Below are 17,432 nucleotides of genomic sequence, written 5' to 3'. Positions count from 1 at the left end.
GCCACCCGGTCACCCCGTTCGAGGGCGTGCTCGGCCAGGGCACGGCCCAGGCCGCTGGAGCAGCCGGTGATCAGCCATACGGACGTTTCGTTGATTTCGTTCTGCATGCCTCCATGGCACCAGCGGGTCGGCAGACGTGCCACGCCCCCTTGAGGGTGGCTCTCGCAGGGTCAGCTTCACCGCGTTCTGCGCGTTCTGCGCATGTGCGGCCGGCGGTAAAGTCGTCTGGGATGCCACGTGACGACAATCAGCTGGGTTCCTTCCTGCGCAGTCGCCGGGAGAAGATCGACGCCGCCTCCGCCGGAGTTGTGGACCACACACGACGGCGGGTCAAAGGACTGCGCAGGGAAGAGCTGGCGCTGCTTGCCGGACTCAGCCCCTCCTACTACACCCGGCTCGAACAGGGCCGGGACCGGAACCCCTCCCGCGAGGTCCTCGAAGCCCTGGCCCGTGTGCTGGGCCTGGACGACGCCGAGCGGGCCTATCTGTCGTCCCTGGCCATACCCGCGCTGTCCCCGACCCATAACGGCGTCGGCCCGGCACGCGCGGTGCGCCCGGGGGCGCTGCACCTGCTGGACCGCTGGGCCGACCTGCCCGCGTTCGTCGTCGCCCCCAACCGCGACGTCCTGGCCGGTACCCCGCTCGCTGCCCGGGTCAACCCGGCCTGGAGCCCGGGACACAACCTGATCGAGTTCACCTTCCTCGACCCACGCGCGCATGAGGTCTATCCCGACTGGGAGGAGATCGCTCTGCAGGCCGTCGCAGGCCTGCGCGCCACCGCGGTCACCCGCCGCGCGGAACTCGACGGTTTCGTGGCGGGCATGCGCGAGCGCAGCGCGTCATTCCGTGCCCTGTGGGACTCCCACGATGTGTACGAGCGGGTGGTGGGCGAGAAGAGACTCGCCGTCGACGGCCTCGGCATCCTCTGCCTCAGCTTCGAGACCTTCACGCTCACCGGACCCGAGGGCCACGTCCTGTACGTGTACTTCCCGCAGCCCGGCAGCACGGACGACGACGCACTGCGGGGCCTGGACTGAGAAGGCCGCGCAGCCAGGATCCCCGCCTTGCCGCATCGGGCCGCGAGGGTGCACCCCAGGCGCCGCGTCGAAGTGACGCCGCCGTCTCTGCATCGATAAGTACATCTGTTCCTAACAGCGGTGTACATTTGTTCTTATGGAGAAGGCGGAACGCCAGGGAGTCTCCGGCGGCCCCGCGGGAAGCGGGGCCGCCGGAGAGGAACACGAGCATGAGTACGCGGACCGGTCCGCCGGCACAGCCGCGGACGAGGGACGACGGGTTCGCCGGCATGATCCGGAACGCAGGACGCGCATCCTGGAGGCCGCCCTCGATGTGCTCGTGACGGACGGCGCGGCCGGGATCACGCACCGGAAGGTCGCCACGCGTGCGGACGTGCCGTTGGGATCCGTCACCTATCACTTCTCCAGCCTGGCCGAACTGCAGACCCAGGCGTTCGCCCGGTACGTCGAACAACGGACAGCCGAGTTCGAGGACCTCTTCACCGACGTGGGGGAGCGCGAGGACCTGATCCGGGTCCTGGTGGACCTCGTGCAGGGGGGACCGTCCCGGCGCCGCAGTGCGATCCTCGGTTTCGAGCTGCACCTGGCGGCCCTGCGCAATCCCGAACTGCGCGCGCTCACACAGAAGTGGACCAGCGACAGCCGGGCGACTCTGGCCCGCTTCACCGGGCCGGAGATCGCCGGCCGCCTGGACGCCCTGCTCGAAGGGCTGATCATGCACACCCTCCTCGCGACCGAGCCGGAGCCGCAGGAGGCGACGCGGGCGGCGATCGTGCAGACCCTCGCCCCGCTCACCGGACGAGAAGCGTGACAGCGGCTGCGGCCCCCGAGCCGAGCCCGCGAGAGATCGCAGCCGGAGCCAGGGCGACCTACACTGTCTTCGCCGCTCTGGGACTTGCCGGAGCGACATGGGCCTCCCGGCTGCCGCAGATCCGCGCCCGGATGGACCTGGATCCGGTCACGCTCGGGCTTCTGCTCCTCATGATCGCCGTCGGCGGTGTGGTGGTGCTGCCGCTGGCCGGGACGGTTGTCACACGCTTCGGTCCGCGCCGTACCGTCAACGCGGTGGCCGTGCTGGTCGGTGTCAGTCTCGGCGCCGTGGCGCTCGGGTACGCCCTCTGGACCCCGCTGGTGGGTGCCGGGCTCTTCCTGCTGGGCACGGCGACGGGGTTCTGGGACGTCGCCGTGACCGTGCACGCCGCGGCCGTGGAACGGCGCATCGGCCGCTCGGTTATGCCCCGCTTCTTCGCCGCGTTCAGTCTCGGTACGGTTGCCGGCGCCTGCCTCGGAGCGCTGATGACCGCCTGGCGGGTTCCGGTCGGTCCGCACATCGGTGGGGTGGCCGTCGGCATCGCCCTGGCGACCCCGGTGGCCGCCCGGAACTTTCTCCCCGACTCCGTGTCCCGCACCGCTGGTCCGACGCGCATCAAGGCACCTCGCCGTCCGGCCCCGTGGCGTGACCCTCGCACGCCGGCCATCGGCCTCGTCGCGCTGGCCTTCGCCGCGGCGGAAGGAGCAGGGAGCAACTGGATCAGCCTCACCGTCATCGACCGCCACCACACCACGGCTGCCGTCGGAACCCTGGCCTATGCCGCATTCCTCGCGGCCGTCACCCTGGGCCGCTGGCTCGGGCCGCTGATCGTCGACCGGCTGGGCCGGCCCGGCGCCCTGCGTGCGGCTGCCGCCGCCGCGGCCATCGGTGTCGCGCTGTTCGCGCTCGGCCCCGCTCCGGCGGGACCTGCCGGCCTGGTGCTGTGGGGAACGGGCGCGGCGCTCGGCTTCCCCGTGGCCCTGAGCGCCGGTGCGGACGACCCCGACCGTGCCGCCCACCGGGTCGGCGTCATCACCTCCATCGGATACTGCGGCTTCGCCGGCGGACCCCCGCTGATCGGTTTCCTCGCCGACGAGACCGCACTCGCACCTGCTCTCCTCGTCGTCGCGGTCCTCATGCTCGGGGCCGCGACCCTCGCCGGCGCGGCCCGCCCCGCTCCGCCGGTCCCACACTCTCCGGCGCGGACCGCCCATGCCGTCACGCCGACCCCTTCAGCATCCCCGGGAGAACACCATGCTCAGCAACCTGCCTGTGATCGCGATCAGTGATCAGGAACTGGCCGCACTCCGTGCCCGGTTGGAGTCCACACGATGGGCCGAGCCCTGGCCGGTCGACGGCTGGGACGCCGGCACCGACCCGCAGGAACTGCGCCGCCTCGCCGCCTACTGGGCCAGTGGCTACGACTGGCGAACCCACGAAGCCGCCATCAACGCCCTGCCCTCCCACATGGCCGACCTCGACGGCACGCCGGTGCACTACCTCCGTTACGACGGCGAGCACCCGGACGCGCTGCCGATCGTCCTCACCCACGGCTGGCCCAGTTCCTTCCTGGAACTCACCGCTCTCGCCGACCGGTTGGCCACCCCCTCCCGGTACGGAGGCAGCGCCGAGGACGCCTTCACCGTCATCGTGCCCTCACTGCCCGGATTCGCGTTCTCGCCCCAGCGGCCCGCGCTCGCCGAGAAGCAGCAGACCCACGACCTCTGGCACCGGCTGATGCACGACGTACTCGGCTTCGAGCGGTATGCCGCGCACGGCGGAGATCTGGGCGCCGGAATCACCTCGCGACTCGCCGAGGCCCACCCCGAGGCACTGGTCGGCATCCATCTGCTGGCCGTGGCCGCCCCCGCCGCCTACGATCCCGCCACTCTCACCCCACACGAGCAGGAGTATCTGAAGTCCGTGGCGGATTGGCAGACGCACGAGGGCGGCTACCAGCACCAGCAGAGCACCCGTCCCCTCACCCTGAGCCAGGGACTGGCAGACTCGCCGACCGGCCTGCTCGCCTGGATCATCGAGAAATACCGCGCATGGAGCGACTGCGACGGCGACCTCTCCGCCCGCTTCAGCGACGACTTCCTCCTCACCCAGGCCTCTCTCTACTGGTTCACCGGCACAATCTCCACCTCGTTCAGGCCCTACTACGAATACGCCCACGGCCTGACCCGGCGCGTGGAACGGGTGAGCGTGCCCACGGCCGTCGCCCTGTTCCCCGCCGACCTGAGCCGGCCACCACGCAGCTGGGCCGAGCGCACCTACAACATCACGCGCTACACCCACATGCCCCGCGGCGGACACTTCGCCGCCCACGAGGAACCGGACCTGCTCGCCCGCGACATCACCGAGTTCTTCCGCCCTCACCGCTTCCCGCGGATGTGATCTCCGTGGGGATGCCGTTCGCCGGGGCACGAGACGAGGCGAGCGGACATGCGGGATCCGGCCGTCGGGGGGAGCAACGGTGCAGCCGTCGGTCACCGCACCGGCTCACCCCGTCGGCGTGGCCCAGTCCTGGGTGCCGACGACATCGAGCAGACGGAGGCGCTTGGCGGTTTCGCTGCCCGGGCTGCGGGGTGCACCGCGGCGGAGCCGAAGCCGGTCCGTGCGACCGCGGCCGACGCGAACAGGAACAGGAACACCGCCCACAGGGCCGCGATCAGGCACGGGATGGTCAGCCACCCTTCGAGGGAATCGTTCACTTCCAAGGGGGTGGCCACGAACAAGCCGACGATCAGTGTGGGGACCAGGAACAATGTGCCGATGAACCAGGCGAAGTGACGCAGCGGTGCACGCAACGCGCCCCTCATGGCCCGGCGGCGGACGACCGGCGCACAGAGGATGAGGACGGTGAAGACCACCGGCCCGCTGGCGATGAGCAGCCAGGGCGTCAGAAGGAGCGCGATCCAGTGGTCCTCGAGCTGGTCCACGGCGTCCTTCAGGCTGCCGAAAGCCGTGAGAACTGCCACGGACACCGTGACCGCCGCCAGTTCCGGAGCCTGTGCACGCGGGCCACGGCCGAATCCGGTGCGCCGAGGAAGCTCTCGTCGCGAAGGAAGATGCGCCAGGCGACGCGGCGTGCGCTGCGAACGAGGGAGTACAGCACCATCAGTGGGGCCAGCAGCGGGAGGACGGGGATCAGTACCGTCTCAGCCGGTTGCGACGAGGTCACCGTTGCTCCAGGCGTACACCTTGCCGGCCTCGACCACCACACGGAACTGGTACTGCCCCGAACACTCCGGCCGCCCGTCTCCTTCCCCCACCCGCGGCGTCCACCAGGTCGCCTCGAGGCCGGGCTCAGCGGTGAACACCCCGTCCGGGGCGCAACCCGCCCCGTCGTCCAACTTCAACGGCGTGTCACCGAGAGTGAAGCGCATCAGCTCGGCGTTGCCCGTGGTCTGAATCTTGATCTGGCGTCGGTGGCATCCCGGGGAACCCAGGAGGGGAGCACGAACCTCCCTTCGCCGTCGCCGGGATCCGGGGCGTCCTCAGCCTTCGCGAAGGTCTTGGCCCGTTCATGGAGGACGTGGTCGTTGAACCCGTCGGGGAAGCCGTCGTTGTGCTTCCTCAGCACCGGTACGACGACTGCGGCGGCGACCGAGACGCCGACGAAGGCGGCGATGGTGATCAGGATCTTCCTCTTCATATCCGTCCAGGGCTGGTAGGGCCGCGTGCTTTCACGCCGACCAGGCGGTTCGAGGACCGTCCTGGGAGAGACGAAGACGGAAAGCGCGCGGTTCGGTCGAGATTGCAGCTCGCCCCTGAGGGTCCGTTCCGGATCCTGTGGAGCGTCGGCGGTCCCGGCCGTGGGGAGCAATTGCGAACCGGTCAGTACGGAGCTCTTCCGAAGCCGAATCCGTGCGCCGGCCATTTGCCGTAAGCAACCTGCCCGTGTTCCTGGGTACTTCGGTGCAGGCGTCTGTCGATCGCCTCCCGGATGTCCGGACGGTGGCCGGGGTCGTTGTCGTACATGGCACGGAGCGCCGGCGCCAGCGATTCGACGAGATGCTCGTCCTCGAGCTTGCCCCACTCGCGGAAGGCCTGATCGAGACATGCGCGTGCCGCGCTCAGGTGGCCACCCGGCAAGGAGAAGTGGAACCGGGCGGCGGACAGCCAGAGTTGGGCCGAGAGACCGTGGTCCCCGGCGATGTGGGCGATCACGGCGCGTACCTCGATCCAGTGCGTGGCTTCGGTGGACTTGACGCCGTGCCGCTGGATGGCACGGTTCTCGGCCCTTCGGATGGTGGCTTCCACCTCCTCGAACCGCCCAGCGCGCGCTGCCGACCAGAGGAAGGCGTGAGGATCGCCCACGTCGACGGGCCCCAGGGCAGGGAACGGATGCACGGGGAGCGTCACGGTCGTGGACTCCGGGCCGTCGGCGTCTGTCGCGCCCTCGGCGTTCCGGGCATCGGCCACCGCGACCACGGTCACACCCAGCATGATCATGGCCAGCCCCACCATCGCCACGCCCCCCGGGAGCTGGCCGAACCACAACCAGGCGATGAGCGCGGCTGCGGGAGCTTCCAGCAGCAGCATCACGCTGACGGCTGTGGCCGGGGCCCGGCCGAGGGCGAAGTTGAGCGAGAACAGACCGAGGAGCTGGGGAAAGACGAGAAGTCCCAGCAACGCGATCCAGTTGTCGGCGGTGAAGGTGACGGGTGGTGTCCCCGTGACGAGGCAAACGATCAGAAGCTCGACCGTGCACACCGAGGAGCACAGGACCGAATACAGCGGTGTGCTGATGTCCGGCCGTGCCCGTTCGCTGAACGTCGCGTAGACCGCCAGTGCGATCGCGCCCGCGAGCGCGAGGACGTCACCGGTGATGGCCCTGCTGTCACCGGCTCGGAGATCCGCTCCGCTCGCGATCATCGCACCGGCCACCGAGACGAGGAGCCCGATCCACGTGATGCGGGGAGGGCGTTGGCCCAGCATGGTGGCGATGAGAGCCTGCCAGACGGGCTGGGTGGCGACCAACGCCGTCGCCATCGCCACGCTCGTCATCTTCGGACTTGACATGAACGTAACGAAATGGGCCGCCAGTGCCGTGCCGGCGAGGGTTCCGATGAAGACGCCGCGGCGCTGTTCCCTGCGGATGAGGAGACGCTCTCCGCGCCACACCTTCTTGACCTCACGGCGGCGGAACACCATGAGGGCCGGCCCCAGGGTGAGGAGCCCCAGCGCGTTGCGCCCGAAGGCCAAGGCGACGGCGGGGGCCGTGCCGTACGCGGTCAGGGGTGCGGTCATGGAGAATCCGACAACTGTCACAATGACGGCGGCAATGGAGACAATGTCGAGCTTCGTACGCATGCCAGGGTGCAGGCCTTCATCGTGAACTGGAAGCGGGTCCGGCAGCGTGACCTTCGGGCACGTGCGGGACTACAACGGGCCGTCGGCCCGATCGGTTCAACGGCCCTTGCACTGGCACGACTCCTCTACGGAACCGGTCCACTCCTGGCGAGGTCAGTCCTCCGGTGTGCCGGCGGCGACGATGGGGTCGACGGTGATGGGACCGTTGTCGTCATCGACCCCGACGTTGAAGCCGACGTCCACGGTCACGGACTTGGTGTTGTCCGGCGGCGTGATGGTCAGGTTGCTGTAGGTGACGCCTGAGCCACCCGTCGTGTTCGGGGGGTAGTGGATGTCGATCCGGGCAGTCTGTCCGGGCGCCACCTCAACGGGCACCGGCTCCTCGTCGCTCTTGTCGATGGGGCCCGAGCCGTAATTGCTGTGCGCGACCACCTTCGCGAATCCGTACAGTTCGCAGGGCTTCGAGCTTTCCACGGCGATCATCAGCAGGCCCGGCTTACGGTCTTCCAACTGCTGCGTGTCGAAGCTGAGGTCCTCGGTCTTGCACGGTGTCCCCTTGGCGCGGCCCTCCCCACCGGCTCCGGGATCCTTCGGGGTCTCGGCAGCGTCGGGCGCCGAACTCCCGCCCCCGGCACCGGGCTTCGCGCTGTTGGTGGGAAGCGCGTCAACGGCGTCGGCGCCGCCGACCGGGTCGCAGGCCGTGAGGGAAAGGCTCGCGACAAGGGCCGTGAGGGCGAGAGCTGAAGTCCTGAGAACACGCATGGCGTCGTCTCCCATGTAATCGTCCGGCCAAGTGCCTTGTGTGGAACGCCCGTTTCGCATAGCCAGAACGTGGTGATCCATCGGACTGTTCACCCTCGAGACGGCTCAGGACACGCCTGTGACATGTGCGCGACGGCGCGGTGACATCCTGTGCTGAACCCGCTGTCTTCGATGCATGTGGCTATGCCTGGGCGCGCTGGTGGTGGCGTGGTCTCGGCCGGTGCCCGGCGACCCGCAGGCGCCGTGCCCCCGGGACGGCGGGGTGGGAGGCGGGAACCATGCCAGACATCCTTCACGCGACACACGGACGGGCCGCCGGCGCGTTCTGACGCGGCCGCCCGTCCGGCGGGCGAGGCGGAGTCATCCCGTGAGCGTCTGTGTGCCTACCACGCCCAGGAGGGCGAGGCGGTCGGCGTCCTCGCTGCCGGGCTCGGCGGTGTAGATCATGATGCGCAGGTCGCTGCCGGCGACGCTGAGGACGTCGCAGTCCAGGGTCAGCGCGCCGACCTGGGGATGATCGATGATCTTGCGTCCGTCCTGGTGCGTGCCCACAACACCCGATTCCCACAGTTCGTCGAAGTGCGCGCTGCGGCGGCGCAGCTCCGCGATGAGGGAATGCAGGCGCGCGTCGTCGGGATAACGCGCCGCTGTGCGGCGGACGTCGGCGACCAGCGAAGCCAGCAGCGCCTGCCTGGATTCGGGAGAGTGGCGTATGCGGCTGTGCGGACTGAGGAAGTTGCGCCACAGGGCGTTGAGGTCCCGTCCGTGCCATTCCCCCATCAGCGCCACGTAGAGCGGATTGGCCAGCAGTTGCGTCCATGAGGCGTCAAAGACGGCGACGGGTGTGCCGGTGAGGCGGTCCAGCGTGCGGTACACGCTCGGCGGGATGTGCCCCGGCACCGCGCCGGATCCCGTTTGAGCGAGTCCGGCGAGTTCGAAGAGGTGGGCTCGCTCCTCCCGGGTGAGCCGCAGGGCGCGGCCCAGGGCTTCGACGATGTGCGCGGAGGGGTGGGTGGCGCGCCCCTGTTCCAGGCGGGTGATGTAGTCGGCGGACACGCCGGCCAGCTGGGACAGCTCCTCGCGGCGCAGCCCCGCGGCTCGCCGTCGTCCGCCCGACGGCAGGCCGACAGCCTGGGGAGTGACACGGTCCCGCCATTGACGCAAGGCGGCGCCGAGTGCTGTGGTCGCCATACTCGCGATTATCACCAGGCCATCGGTGGTTTTCCTGGTACCGGCAGTCCTAGGAAATCCCATCTACTGGCTGATGGTGTGTGTTGCGCCGACTGTGGGGGCATGACAGCGACACAGACGCCCGCCGGACCGGTGGTCGGGTTCATCGGCCTGGGGGATCAGGGCCTGCCCATGGCCACCGCGATCGCCGAGGCGGGATTCCCCCTGCACACCTGGGCGCGCCGCCCCGCGTCACTCGGCGGCCTGGACGGGGTGCCCCACGAGCGGCACACCACGGCCGCCGGGCTGGCGGCCGCCTGCGACATCGTCTGCCTGTGTGTGTCCACCGACGACGATGTCCTGCAGCTCGCTGGCCGGCTGGGGGAAGGACTGCGCCGTGGAGCAGTCGTCGTCAATCATGGAACGGGGCTTCCCGGCAATGCGGTGCGGTTGACCGAGATCTGCGCCGAGGCCGGGGCGGAGGCGTTGGACGCGCCGGTGAGCGGGGGCCGTCCGGCGGCCGAGGAACGCCGGCTGACCACGATGGTCGGGGGCCCGCGGCAGGCCGTCGAACGCTGCAGGCCGGTGTTCGAGGCGTTCTCCCGGCATGTCGTGCATCTCGGAGCGGCCGGCTCGGGCCAGATGGCCAAGCTGTTCAACAACGCGCTGCTGGCCATGAACCAGGCGGCGGTCGAGGAGATCGCTGGCCTGGCCGACGAGCTGAAGCTGGACCTTCCCCGCCTGGTCGAGGTCTGGAAGCTGGGCAGTGCGTCGAGCGCTGCTCTGTCGCTGCTGAACACCATGGTGCGGCCCGACAACGTCGGGCACCTTTCCGGCGTCGAGGCGCTGGACATGGAACTGTTCGACCGGGCCCTGCGCGAGGCCGGCGTCGACGCCACCGCGGTCACGGCGCGGGGACTGACAGGTGCCCGTGGGCTGCCGAAGTTGGTCCACCGTCTCCAGGCGTCCGCCATCCGGCCGTGAAGGGCCGAGTCCGGCCGCGGCCGGCGTGACTGCGATCCGAGCGGAATCGGCGCAGCACGCCAGGCGCGCAGACCCCCTCGGCTCGGCGCGGCCGGTCTGCCGCCACCACACCACTGACAGTCCCTACGGTCCCTCACCGGGCCGACCGGAGCCACTGACGCAAGAACGGGAACACCTCTCATGAGCAAGCTCGCCCTCGTCACCGGTGCCACGTCCGGCATTGGCAAGGCATTCGCCGAACGTCTTGCCGCCGATGGCTACGATCTGATCGTCGTCGGCCGCCGCGAGGACCGCCTCAAGGAGTTCGCCGACAGTCACCCCGACGTGTCGGTCCGGACCGTCGCCGCCGACCTGGCCACCGACAGCGGAGTCGACACCGTCGCGGAGATCTGCGCCACCGAGCCGCTGACGATGCTGGTCAACAACGCGGGCGTCGCCCACTACATGCCGCTCGCCGAGCTGCCCGCGGACAATGCGTGCGAACTCGTCCACGTCAAGGTCGTCGCCCCGACCATGCTGACCCGCGCCGCCGTGGCCGGCATGCAGGAGCGCGGCGCGGGCCAGATCATCAACGTGGCCGGAATGATCGCGTTCAGCGGCCCCGCTCCCAAGTCGGTCATGCCGCGCCGCGCCGTCTACGCGGGCACTCTGGCCCACCTAGTGGCCATGTCCCAGACTCTCAGCGCCGAACTGGAAGGCACCGGCGTCCAGGTTCAGGTCCTGTGCCCCGGTGTCGTCGCCACGGAGTTCCACGAGCGTCAGGGCATGGACCTGAGTGCCCTGCCCCGCATGTCCGCCGACGATGTCGTCACCGCCGGCCTGAAGGGCCTCGAACTGGGCGAGGTGGTCTGCGCTCCGGGTGTCGAGCACACCGGCCTTCTGGACGCCGTCTTCCAGGCCGATCTGGCCGCTTTCGGAGGCCAGAGCCCCGAACTCGCCTCCCGCTACCGCGTCGGCTGACCCGGCCGGTCAGCCGCAAGGGGAACACAGGCTGTCAGTGCCTTCGGGCGGCGAGGGCACTGGCGGCCCACCCCCCGTGCACTCCGGACCTCGGTGGCAGCACGGGCCCAGGTCGTGGCGATCACGGAGCTGTGACGTTCAGTGATCCCTTGGAGACCCGTTCCCGTGCTGCCCTCAATCGAGGGCTGCGGTTCGGGGCGGCGCGGTGCCGAAAGCAGACCTTTGTCTGGTCCCGCAGCAGGGCCAGGTCCGCTGTCGCCTCGCCGCCGTCGGCGAGCATCACTGCCAGATCGGCCGCGATCCGGCCGGGGTCCTGCCCGGTGCCACGCGGCCGAAGCCTGCGCAGCGCTTCCGTGAACGCGGTGGTCAGGCCGGTGGCATCGGCGAGATCGGCCAGCTAGGATCGGTCAGCGACCCCCAGCAGGGACCACGTTGAGTGGCTGGACGAGAGCACGGTGGCAGAGCTGCAACGGGCAACGACGGGGCCCGTGCCCGGTTGCCTTGATCAGTGGCCGAACGGACCGACCGTGCTGACCGGTTCCGGTGTCAGGGATTCCAGGTCATGGTGGCGAACGCCCGGTCGAAACGCCGTGCGGCCAGATCCTCCCTTGAGATCGCCCAGTAGAAGAGTGCCATCTCCAGGCCTTGAATCCCATGCCACCACTGGGTGAGGAGCACCCAGTCCTCGGGACGTGTTTCCGCCCCGGTCTTCGGTCGTCGGCCCGCGTCCTCTTCTATGGACGCGAGCTGCCCGGCCATCATGGCAGGGTCCAACTCGCCGAGCTCGTCCACGGCGTATCCGCCGATCTGGACACCCGGATGAGTGACGTCTCCTTGTGGCACTTCCATCCACGCCTCGATCAGTTCCCCGGCACAGGGGTGCTCTGGGAAATCCTTGACCTCGCGAGGCGGTCCCGGGTCGATGATCGACAGGTGCTCCGGCAGGGAGACAGCGGGCTTCATGCGACGCAGATCGCCCTGCGGGAACTTCAGACGGGTGACGAAGTCGTCCGGTTCCAAGATGAGATCCATCTGGCGTTCCTCGACGGGTGTACCGGCAGGGACGTACCTCACCTCGCCCATGTTCGGGGTGGGAGAGGTGGTCGTCCAGTCCACCCGGGGGTATGCGAACAGCAGGAGTTGGCCGTCCGGCGGCAGGGGGAGGTCAGTCGCGTCCGCGGGCAGGGCCGCGAGGTCGATGGAGGCAGCCAGGGGACACCAGGGGTCAGGGGCGTCGGCGGGAAGCATCACGGGTCCGCCGAGCCGGCCCACCACCGGCCCGTCCCCCGTGCAATCGAGATTCACGCAGGGGCGAGCGGTGCCGACCCACCGTTCCACATCCGCCGACGGAATGCCGCTGGCGAGTGCCTCTTCACGGAAGCGGTTCAGTGTGTCAGGGATCATGCGAGCACTATAGATCCGCGCCTCGCTGGAGCGGCTGCTGCCCGATGACCGCTGGCCTGCCACCGAAGCGGTGGGCGGCTGGTGGAACCGGCAGAACAACCCCGAGATCGACCTGGTGGGCGCCGACCGTGAGCCCGTGGCCGGCACAGTGCACTTCCTGGGCTCGATCAAATGGCTGGAAGACCGCCCGTTCGGACGGCACGAATACGACGCCCTGGCACGGGACATGCTCGCCGTGCCCGGTGCCGGCCCGGATACCCCCCTGGTCGCGGTCTCCCGCAGCGGCGTCACCAGCAGTCTGCCACTGGCCGCACACTGGGACCCGGAGGACCTGATCGAGGCCTGGAAGTAGGGAACGTCGGCTCAGCGGCCCGTGGGTGCCTCGTGGCCGACGGGCCCGCCGTTCACAACAGCCAAGGCGGGCCCGCAGCCGGCTGCATGACTCGGCGGGCCGAGCTGCGTGGAGCTGCGGGAACAGGAGCGCGTACCAGGTGGGCGGCGGTCGGTACCACGGACCGTCATACGGGGCCGGGCCAGAGCGGTCAACTCAGGAACGTTCTTCGGGACCGCGGCCACCCGGGAACGCAGTTCCTCGGCATCACCGCGCTGCTGCACGGCCTGCCGTTCGGCCGCGAACAGCGGCTCCAGCGACCCGCCGCCCACTACCGGACGCAGGTGTGCAAGCCCTACCCGTTCCCGGCCGGATGTTGATTCGGAGCCAGTCCCGATACAAGAGCAGGGTGGTGTCGTCGACCTCGAGGCCGGTCGCGACGGCCTGATGGGCCGCGCTGAGATCGTGACGCAGGCTGGGAGCTGCGGAAATCTGGTCCAGTCGCACCATACGGCGAGGGAGAGGCGGAAGGGGTCGTTGCCGGTAGGGCGGCGTGGCACGTACCGCGTTGCCGACTGCTGCCACTATCAGTGGCGGCTGTGTATTTCATCCGAGTGCCGGGGCGCCCACATCGTGCCTGGTCCCTCAGTCGAAGGTGAATCCGTACTTCTGGGCGACGTTGCCCATGGCTTCGACGTCAGCGAAGTCCACGGGAGGCGCCAATTGACCACGAATGCCAGGCTTTCCTATCTCCCGGAACATCCGCTCCATCCCGGCGGGTGTGAACAGGGCGATCATCTTGGCGGGCTCGGTGTCGCTTAGGTTTCGGTATTTGTGGCTCGTTCCCCTGGGGATGTACACGACCCCGCCTTGCGAAACCTCGTACTCGTCATGACCCGCCGTCACCTGAAGATTCCCCTCCATGAGGATGAAGCATTCGTCTTCATTGAGGTGAGTGTGCGGCGGCGGTCCCGCTTCCGCCGGGACGAGCACCTCGACCATGCCGAGCTTCCCGGACGTCTCCTCGGACGAAAGGAGCACCGAATAAGTGTCTCCAACAAGGAAGATGCCCTCGCCGCTCTCCAGTGACATGTGCTTGGGCACGCCGAATGACATGGATTCGATCCCCTTCTGAAGGTGCTGCCCGTCCCGACCGGACCTGTCTCACCACTACGACGTGGCACTGCCCACAATGGTTCAAAGCCAGAGGCGCGCCTGCGGATCGGGCAGCCCGCGAATCCGCCGGTCGACAAGCGGCCGAAGCTGGAGCGCAGAGTGGTCCTCCAGCTGGCGTCCAGACGGGAGGAGACGCGGATCAAGGCTTCGACGGCGACGGCTTCCACAACGACTTCGACCACATGCAGGTCGCCTGCCCGCAGGGCCAGGTCAGCGCGGGCCAGCACGGCCCCTGCCCGACCTCCTCTCCCACCGCCGCCGCGCTCATCGAGGCACGGTTCACCAAGGTCCAGTGCCTGCCGTGTCCGGCCCGGCGCCCACGAGAACGCCCGCACCGTGGGCTCTCTCTACCCCCGCCGGCGAGAACACCGCGACCTGTACGTCCTTCTCAGTGGCCTGACACCGGCCGAGGAACCGGCCTCATCACGGCCGCCGACAGGAGAGGAGCGGTGGGTTGAGCAGCGCTATGAGCTTTCCGTCCTCGGCCGGCTCGGAGTCCGCCCACTGGCGTGTGGCGAGTTGTTCGTGGTGTCCGGTGCCCCAGCGATCGAAGCGAGTTTCAGCTTGGTCTCGTCCGCGCTGGCGGGCACCGCAGTCATGATCACGATCTTGAGGTCGGAGTCACCGTCGGTCAGCACATCACAGTCCACGGTGACCTGTCCCACCGAAGGGTGCTCGATGGTTTTGTGGTCCTCCCGGTGTGCGGCCACCGTACCGGTCGCCCACAGGTCGGCGAACCGCTGGTTGCCCGCGCGCAGGTCGCGGACCAGCTCTGCCAGACGGGTGGCCCGGGGGAAGCGGCCGGTGGCGTGGCGAAGGTCGGCCACGACGGCGGCGTCGACGGCGTCCTTGTCCATTTCGGTCACGGGCCACAGTGCGAGGTGGGCCGGACCTCTCTCAAGCGGAAATCTGTCGCGGGCGAAGTTGCGCAGTCGCGGGGGAGACGAGGAGGGGTCGCCCAGGAGTGCCGCCCAGCTGCGGTTCCACCAGATCAGCTGCCAGTCCGCCGCGAACACGGCGACCGCGACGTCCTTGAGCCGGGCGAGCACTCGTTGAACACCGGGCGGGATGTGATCGGAGATCTCGCCGTCCTCCGGCGGGGCGAGTTGGGCCAGCCGGTACAGGTGGTCCCGCTCGGCGTTCGACAACTGCAAGGCACGTGCCAGAGACGCCACCACGCTCGCCGAGGGCGTCTTGGCCCGTCCCTGCTCAAGGCGTACGACATAGTCGACCGAGACACCGGCGAGTTCGGCGAGTTCTTCGCGCCGAAGCCCCGTCGCGCGGCGTGCCCGGCCCACCGGCAGTGCCGCGGCCGACGGAGGCAGCCGGTCCCGCCACATGCGGATCATCTCGCCGAGTCCGGTCCCGGGAATGTTTGTCATGCCGTCCATCTTCCTGCTTGCTCGGTCGTCATGGCGAGATCTACAGGGGTGCGGCGACTGTGGACGGGCCGCCGTGGCGGCGCGCAGCGGCCCGGTCGAGGACCCACAGGACTGCGACGCTCCCGAGGGCCCACACGGTCAGCAGGACGATACCGCGTAGGTAGCCGTCGCCGCCGAAGTAGGACACCCCCTGCAGTGCGCGCACACCGAGGCCGACGGGAAGGATCTCCGAGAGCGGACGCAGCCAGTCCGGAAGGTAGGCCGGTGGGAGGGTGCCGCCGCTGGTGGCGTTGCCGAGGATGAGAAGGATCAATGAGGCGAGGAGAGTTCCGGCCGGGCCGGCCACGCGCATGATCAGCAGTGTGGCCGATCCGACTGCCATCGCCATCAGGATCATGACCGCCATGATGGCGGCCAGGTTCCCCGGCAGAGCATTGAAGCCGGTTCCGCCGGCTGTGAGCGCGACCGTGATACCGCTGGCGGTGGAGAAGGCGGTGAGGCTCAGCAGGCGTCGGCGCAGGGGGAGCCGGGGCGCCATCTGGGAGGAGACGAGACCGAACAGATAGCCTGCCAGCACGAGACCGAATCCGGAGTAGAAGATCGACAGGCCCCGGGTGTCACCGCTGGACGTGGGGGCCACATCCTGGCTCCCCAGCGTTGCCTGCGAGGACTGCGCGACGGTTCCGAAGATGCCCTGAAGTGTGTTCGTGACGGCAGGGCCGTTCGCTCCCGCGTACAGCAGCCGGGTACTCGCTCCGTCACCGGAGACGATATACGCGCCGTATACCTGGCGATGCTCGACGGCGTCCTGTGCAGCGTCGACCGATGCGTAGTGGGTGAACGCGACCCTTCCCGGTGAGTTTGTCACAAGCTTCTGCTCGACGGCCTCGACCTGTGAGGTGGAGCCGACGATCCCGACGGGCAGACCGTGCGGCTCGGGGGTGTGGAAGGCGGCGAGGAATATGGTCACGAACAGTGTGCCGATCACGAGCCCGACCATCGTCGGGACGAGGACCGCCTTCCGGGTGCTGGAGCCGCGTGTGGTGGGGGCGGGGGCGTCGTCCCCCAGGCTGTGATGCGTGGCCCGCTCCGGCCGAATACTACGGGGGGCTGTCAAGGTTCGGCCCTTCCTTCCCATGTGTGGTGAGTGGTCCTGGTGGCCGGCCGGGACGAGTGATCGGTGCGGGCCGATGTCCGCCCCGGGCGGCCTCACTGGTGTGCGATCGGACCGGTGGGCCCTCGTTGATCACGGCGTTCCATCATGGTTTCGCCCAGAGGCCTGCCGAACCGGAGACGTGGGCCCAGGACTTGGTGCGAAGGACGCAACGGTGCCGCGCAGTCCGGCGGCTTCGCGGCCGACGGCCGCACGCGCGCGAGGCTCCTGTCCGAGGAACGTCGCGATGGTGAAAGCCGGGCGGTTTCTGTCACTCGCCAGAGAGTGAGGATCCGGGCCCACTGATCTCGATGATGGTGCCGACGTTGTCGGTGACGAACGCGATGCGCCGGCCGATCGCGGGGACGTCCATGGGGCCGCCGATCAACGGCACGTCACGGTCGCGCAGTTGAGACACCATCGCGTCGAGGTCGTCGACGGCGATGCAGAAATGGTGCAGGCGCTCCGGGTCCAGGCTCGCGAGCACGTTGTCGGGCGGCGTCGGATTGCGGTTTGCCGCGCCGGCGAGCAGCTCGATCTTGACGTCCCCGTTGACGATGAAGACGAACGCCGTCCCATGGGACTCGAACTTGCGCTCGACAATAAAGCCGAGCTTGTTCGAGTACCACTCGATCGTGGCGTCGAGATCCTCGGGAGTGACGCTGATCCCGACATGGTCGTGAGAGAGAGGAATGTTCATGCAGTGAGCATGGCTTCTGGCCCACCCTGTAACCAGAGAGGATTGAACGGTAGGAACAGCTGTACCACCATGGTGACGGTGGCCGGTGCGCGGCGGCGACTCTCGGCGTACGGGCTGAAGTGGCTCCGGCAAGATTCTCACAGGCGAGGTAGAAGAACCCCCAGGCAGTGGTTCGAGAGGGACCCTCTTGCGGCCCGGGGTGAGGAACGGGCAGGTGGCGTCCGCGGTGTGCAGGAACCA

The 17,432-nt window shown here is 68.9% G+C and carries 18 protein-coding genes and 1 pseudogene; 7 read left to right on the top strand and 12 right to left on the bottom strand.

Translation table 11 applies throughout. The annotated features are described in order from the left end of the window. The first annotated feature begins 230 nt into the window (after window positions 1-230). From IE318_RS42930 to IE318_RS42915, 4 genes are all read left to right on the top strand, one after another. On the top strand, window positions 231-1,037 hold the full coding sequence (locus IE318_RS42930; protein WP_189908274.1) for a helix-turn-helix domain-containing protein: 807 nt from the start codon (window positions 231-233) through the stop codon (window positions 1,035-1,037). Window positions 1,038-1,173: 136 nt separating this feature from the next. Continuing rightward, a complete protein-coding gene (locus tag IE318_RS42925) occupies window positions 1,174-1,848 on the top strand; it encodes a TetR/AcrR family transcriptional regulator (protein ID WP_189908273.1) in 675 nt (224 codons plus the stop codon). Next, window positions 1,845-3,137, top strand: coding sequence for an MFS transporter (locus IE318_RS42920; RefSeq protein ID WP_229904171.1), 1,293 nt, complete (start codon window positions 1,845-1,847; stop codon window positions 3,135-3,137). Before IE318_RS42925 ends, IE318_RS42920 begins: the two co-directional genes overlap by 4 nt. Beyond that, window positions 3,103-4,248, top strand: coding sequence for an epoxide hydrolase family protein (locus IE318_RS42915; RefSeq protein WP_189908272.1), 1,146 nt, complete (start codon window positions 3,103-3,105; stop codon window positions 4,246-4,248). Before IE318_RS42920 ends, IE318_RS42915 begins: the two co-directional genes overlap by 35 nt. 92 nt (window positions 4,249-4,340) lie before the next feature. Here IE318_RS42915 and IE318_RS42910 read toward each other — a convergent pair whose 3' ends face one another. The 6 genes from IE318_RS42910 to IE318_RS42885 form a co-directional block, all read right to left on the bottom strand. Then, a complete protein-coding gene (locus tag IE318_RS42910) occupies window positions 4,341-4,793 on the bottom strand; it encodes a hypothetical protein (protein ID WP_189908271.1) in 453 nt (150 codons plus the stop codon). Between the two features lie 219 nt (window positions 4,794-5,012). Further along, window positions 5,013-5,240 (bottom strand): hypothetical protein, encoded by a 228-nt coding sequence (locus tag IE318_RS42905; protein WP_189908270.1) that lies wholly within the window; start codon window positions 5,238-5,240, stop codon window positions 5,013-5,015. Further along, window positions 5,240-5,509, bottom strand: coding sequence for a hypothetical protein (locus tag IE318_RS42900; RefSeq protein WP_189908269.1), 270 nt, complete (start codon window positions 5,507-5,509; stop codon window positions 5,240-5,242). The genes IE318_RS42905 and IE318_RS42900 overlap by 1 nt, the downstream gene beginning before the upstream one ends. Window positions 5,510-5,691: 182 nt before the next feature. Continuing rightward, window positions 5,692-7,170 (bottom strand): DMT family transporter, encoded by a 1,479-nt coding sequence (locus tag IE318_RS42895; protein ID WP_268256789.1) that lies wholly within the window; start codon window positions 7,168-7,170, stop codon window positions 5,692-5,694. Window positions 7,171-7,323: 153 nt separating this feature from the next. Then, on the bottom strand, window positions 7,324-7,947 hold the full coding sequence (locus IE318_RS42890; protein ID WP_189908267.1) for a DUF4232 domain-containing protein: 624 nt from the start codon (window positions 7,945-7,947) through the stop codon (window positions 7,324-7,326). Between the two features lie 345 nt (window positions 7,948-8,292). Continuing rightward, on the bottom strand, window positions 8,293-9,123 hold the full coding sequence (locus tag IE318_RS42885; RefSeq protein WP_189908266.1) for a helix-turn-helix transcriptional regulator: 831 nt from the start codon (window positions 9,121-9,123) through the stop codon (window positions 8,293-8,295). A 102-nt stretch (window positions 9,124-9,225) separates the two neighbouring features. Between IE318_RS42885 and IE318_RS42880 the strand changes: the two genes are divergently transcribed. Beyond that, the gene (locus IE318_RS42880; protein WP_189908265.1) at window positions 9,226-10,086 is read left to right on the top strand and encodes an NAD(P)-dependent oxidoreductase; all 861 of its coding nucleotides are present in this window, start codon (window positions 9,226-9,228) and stop codon (window positions 10,084-10,086) included. Between the two features lie 180 nt (window positions 10,087-10,266). Then, window positions 10,267-11,046, top strand: coding sequence for an SDR family NAD(P)-dependent oxidoreductase (locus IE318_RS42875; RefSeq protein WP_189908264.1), 780 nt, complete (start codon window positions 10,267-10,269; stop codon window positions 11,044-11,046). A gap of 226 nt (window positions 11,047-11,272) precedes the next feature. On the opposite strand, the pseudogene IE318_RS42870 reads toward IE318_RS42875, so the two are convergent. Next, window positions 11,273-11,443, bottom strand: a pseudogene (locus IE318_RS42870) (IS1380 family transposase); the annotation flags it as partial. 149 nt (window positions 11,444-11,592) lie between these two features. Then, window positions 11,593-12,513, bottom strand: coding sequence for a DUF1963 domain-containing protein (locus IE318_RS42865; protein WP_229904170.1), 921 nt, complete (start codon window positions 12,511-12,513; stop codon window positions 11,593-11,595). A gap of 7 nt (window positions 12,514-12,520) precedes the next feature. Here IE318_RS42865 and IE318_RS42860 point away from each other — a divergent pair, with 7 nt between their 5' ends. Then, the gene (locus tag IE318_RS42860) at window positions 12,521-12,802 is read left to right on the top strand and encodes a hypothetical protein (protein WP_229904169.1); all 282 of its coding nucleotides are present in this window, start codon (window positions 12,521-12,523) and stop codon (window positions 12,800-12,802) included. A 624-nt stretch (window positions 12,803-13,426) separates the two neighbouring features. Here the strand turns inward: IE318_RS42860 and IE318_RS42855 are convergent. The 4 genes from IE318_RS42855 to IE318_RS42840 all read right to left on the bottom strand — a co-directional run bounded on the left by IE318_RS42855 (window position 13,427) and on the right by IE318_RS42840 (window position 17,192). Next, on the bottom strand, window positions 13,427-13,897 hold the full coding sequence (locus tag IE318_RS42855) for a cupin domain-containing protein (protein WP_189908263.1): 471 nt from the start codon (window positions 13,895-13,897) through the stop codon (window positions 13,427-13,429). A gap of 524 nt (window positions 13,898-14,421) precedes the next feature. Further along, entirely contained in the window at window positions 14,422-15,339 is a 918-nt protein-coding gene (locus IE318_RS42850; protein WP_373311445.1) for a helix-turn-helix transcriptional regulator, read from the bottom strand. A gap of 40 nt (window positions 15,340-15,379) precedes the next feature. After that, entirely contained in the window at window positions 15,380-16,477 is a 1,098-nt protein-coding gene (locus IE318_RS42845) for an ABC transporter permease (RefSeq protein WP_189908261.1), read from the bottom strand. 286 nt (window positions 16,478-16,763) lie between these two features. After that, a complete protein-coding gene (locus tag IE318_RS42840; protein ID WP_189908260.1) occupies window positions 16,764-17,192 on the bottom strand; it encodes a VOC family protein in 429 nt (142 codons plus the stop codon). Window positions 17,193-17,432: the final 240 nt, after the last annotated feature.

It is taken from the genome of Streptomyces spiralis, assembly GCF_014654675.1.
GTDB lineage: Bacteria > Actinomycetota > Actinomycetes > Streptomycetales > Streptomycetaceae > Streptomyces > Streptomyces spiralis.
Note: the sequence above shows the minus strand (reverse complement) of the source record. Positions and strands in the feature narration are given on the sequence as shown.

Excerpts from the sequence above, each read along its gene's own strand:
- IE318_RS42905 (WP_189908270.1), bottom strand. The coding sequence starts at position 5,240 with ATGCGCTTCACTCTCGGTGACACGCCGTTGAAGTTGGACGACGGGGCG.
- IE318_RS42875 (WP_189908264.1), top strand. The coding sequence starts at position 10,267 with ATGAGCAAGCTCGCCCTCGTCACCGGTGCCACGTCCGGCATTGGCAAG.
- IE318_RS42915 (WP_189908272.1), top strand. The coding sequence starts at position 3,103 with ATGCTCAGCAACCTGCCTGTGATCGCGATCAGTGATCAGGAACTGGCC.
- IE318_RS42890 (WP_189908267.1), bottom strand. The coding sequence starts at position 7,947 with ATGGGAGACGACGCCATGCGTGTTCTCAGGACTTCAGCTCTCGCCCTC.
- IE318_RS42895 (WP_268256789.1), bottom strand. The coding sequence starts at position 7,170 with ATGCGTACGAAGCTCGACATTGTCTCCATTGCCGCCGTCATTGTGACA.
- IE318_RS42880 (WP_189908265.1), top strand. The coding sequence starts at position 9,226 with ATGACAGCGACACAGACGCCCGCCGGACCGGTGGTCGGGTTCATCGGC.
- IE318_RS42930 (WP_189908274.1), top strand. The coding sequence starts at position 231 with ATGCCACGTGACGACAATCAGCTGGGTTCCTTCCTGCGCAGTCGCCGG.
- IE318_RS42855 (WP_189908263.1), bottom strand. The coding sequence starts at position 13,897 with ATGTCATTCGGCGTGCCCAAGCACATGTCACTGGAGAGCGGCGAGGGC.
- IE318_RS42840 (WP_189908260.1), bottom strand. The coding sequence starts at position 17,192 with ATGAACATTCCTCTCTCTCACGACCATGTCGGGATCAGCGTCACTCCC.
- IE318_RS42850 (WP_373311445.1), bottom strand. The coding sequence starts at position 15,339 with ATGACAAACATTCCCGGGACCGGACTCGGCGAGATGATCCGCATGTGG.
- IE318_RS42900 (WP_189908269.1), bottom strand. The coding sequence starts at position 5,509 with ATGAAGAGGAAGATCCTGATCACCATCGCCGCCTTCGTCGGCGTCTCG.
- IE318_RS42885 (WP_189908266.1), bottom strand. The coding sequence starts at position 9,123 with ATGGCGACCACAGCACTCGGCGCCGCCTTGCGTCAATGGCGGGACCGT.
- IE318_RS42845 (WP_189908261.1), bottom strand. The coding sequence starts at position 16,477 with ATGGGAAGGAAGGGCCGAACCTTGACAGCCCCCCGTAGTATTCGGCCG.
- IE318_RS42925 (WP_189908273.1), top strand. The coding sequence starts at position 1,174 with ATGGAGAAGGCGGAACGCCAGGGAGTCTCCGGCGGCCCCGCGGGAAGC.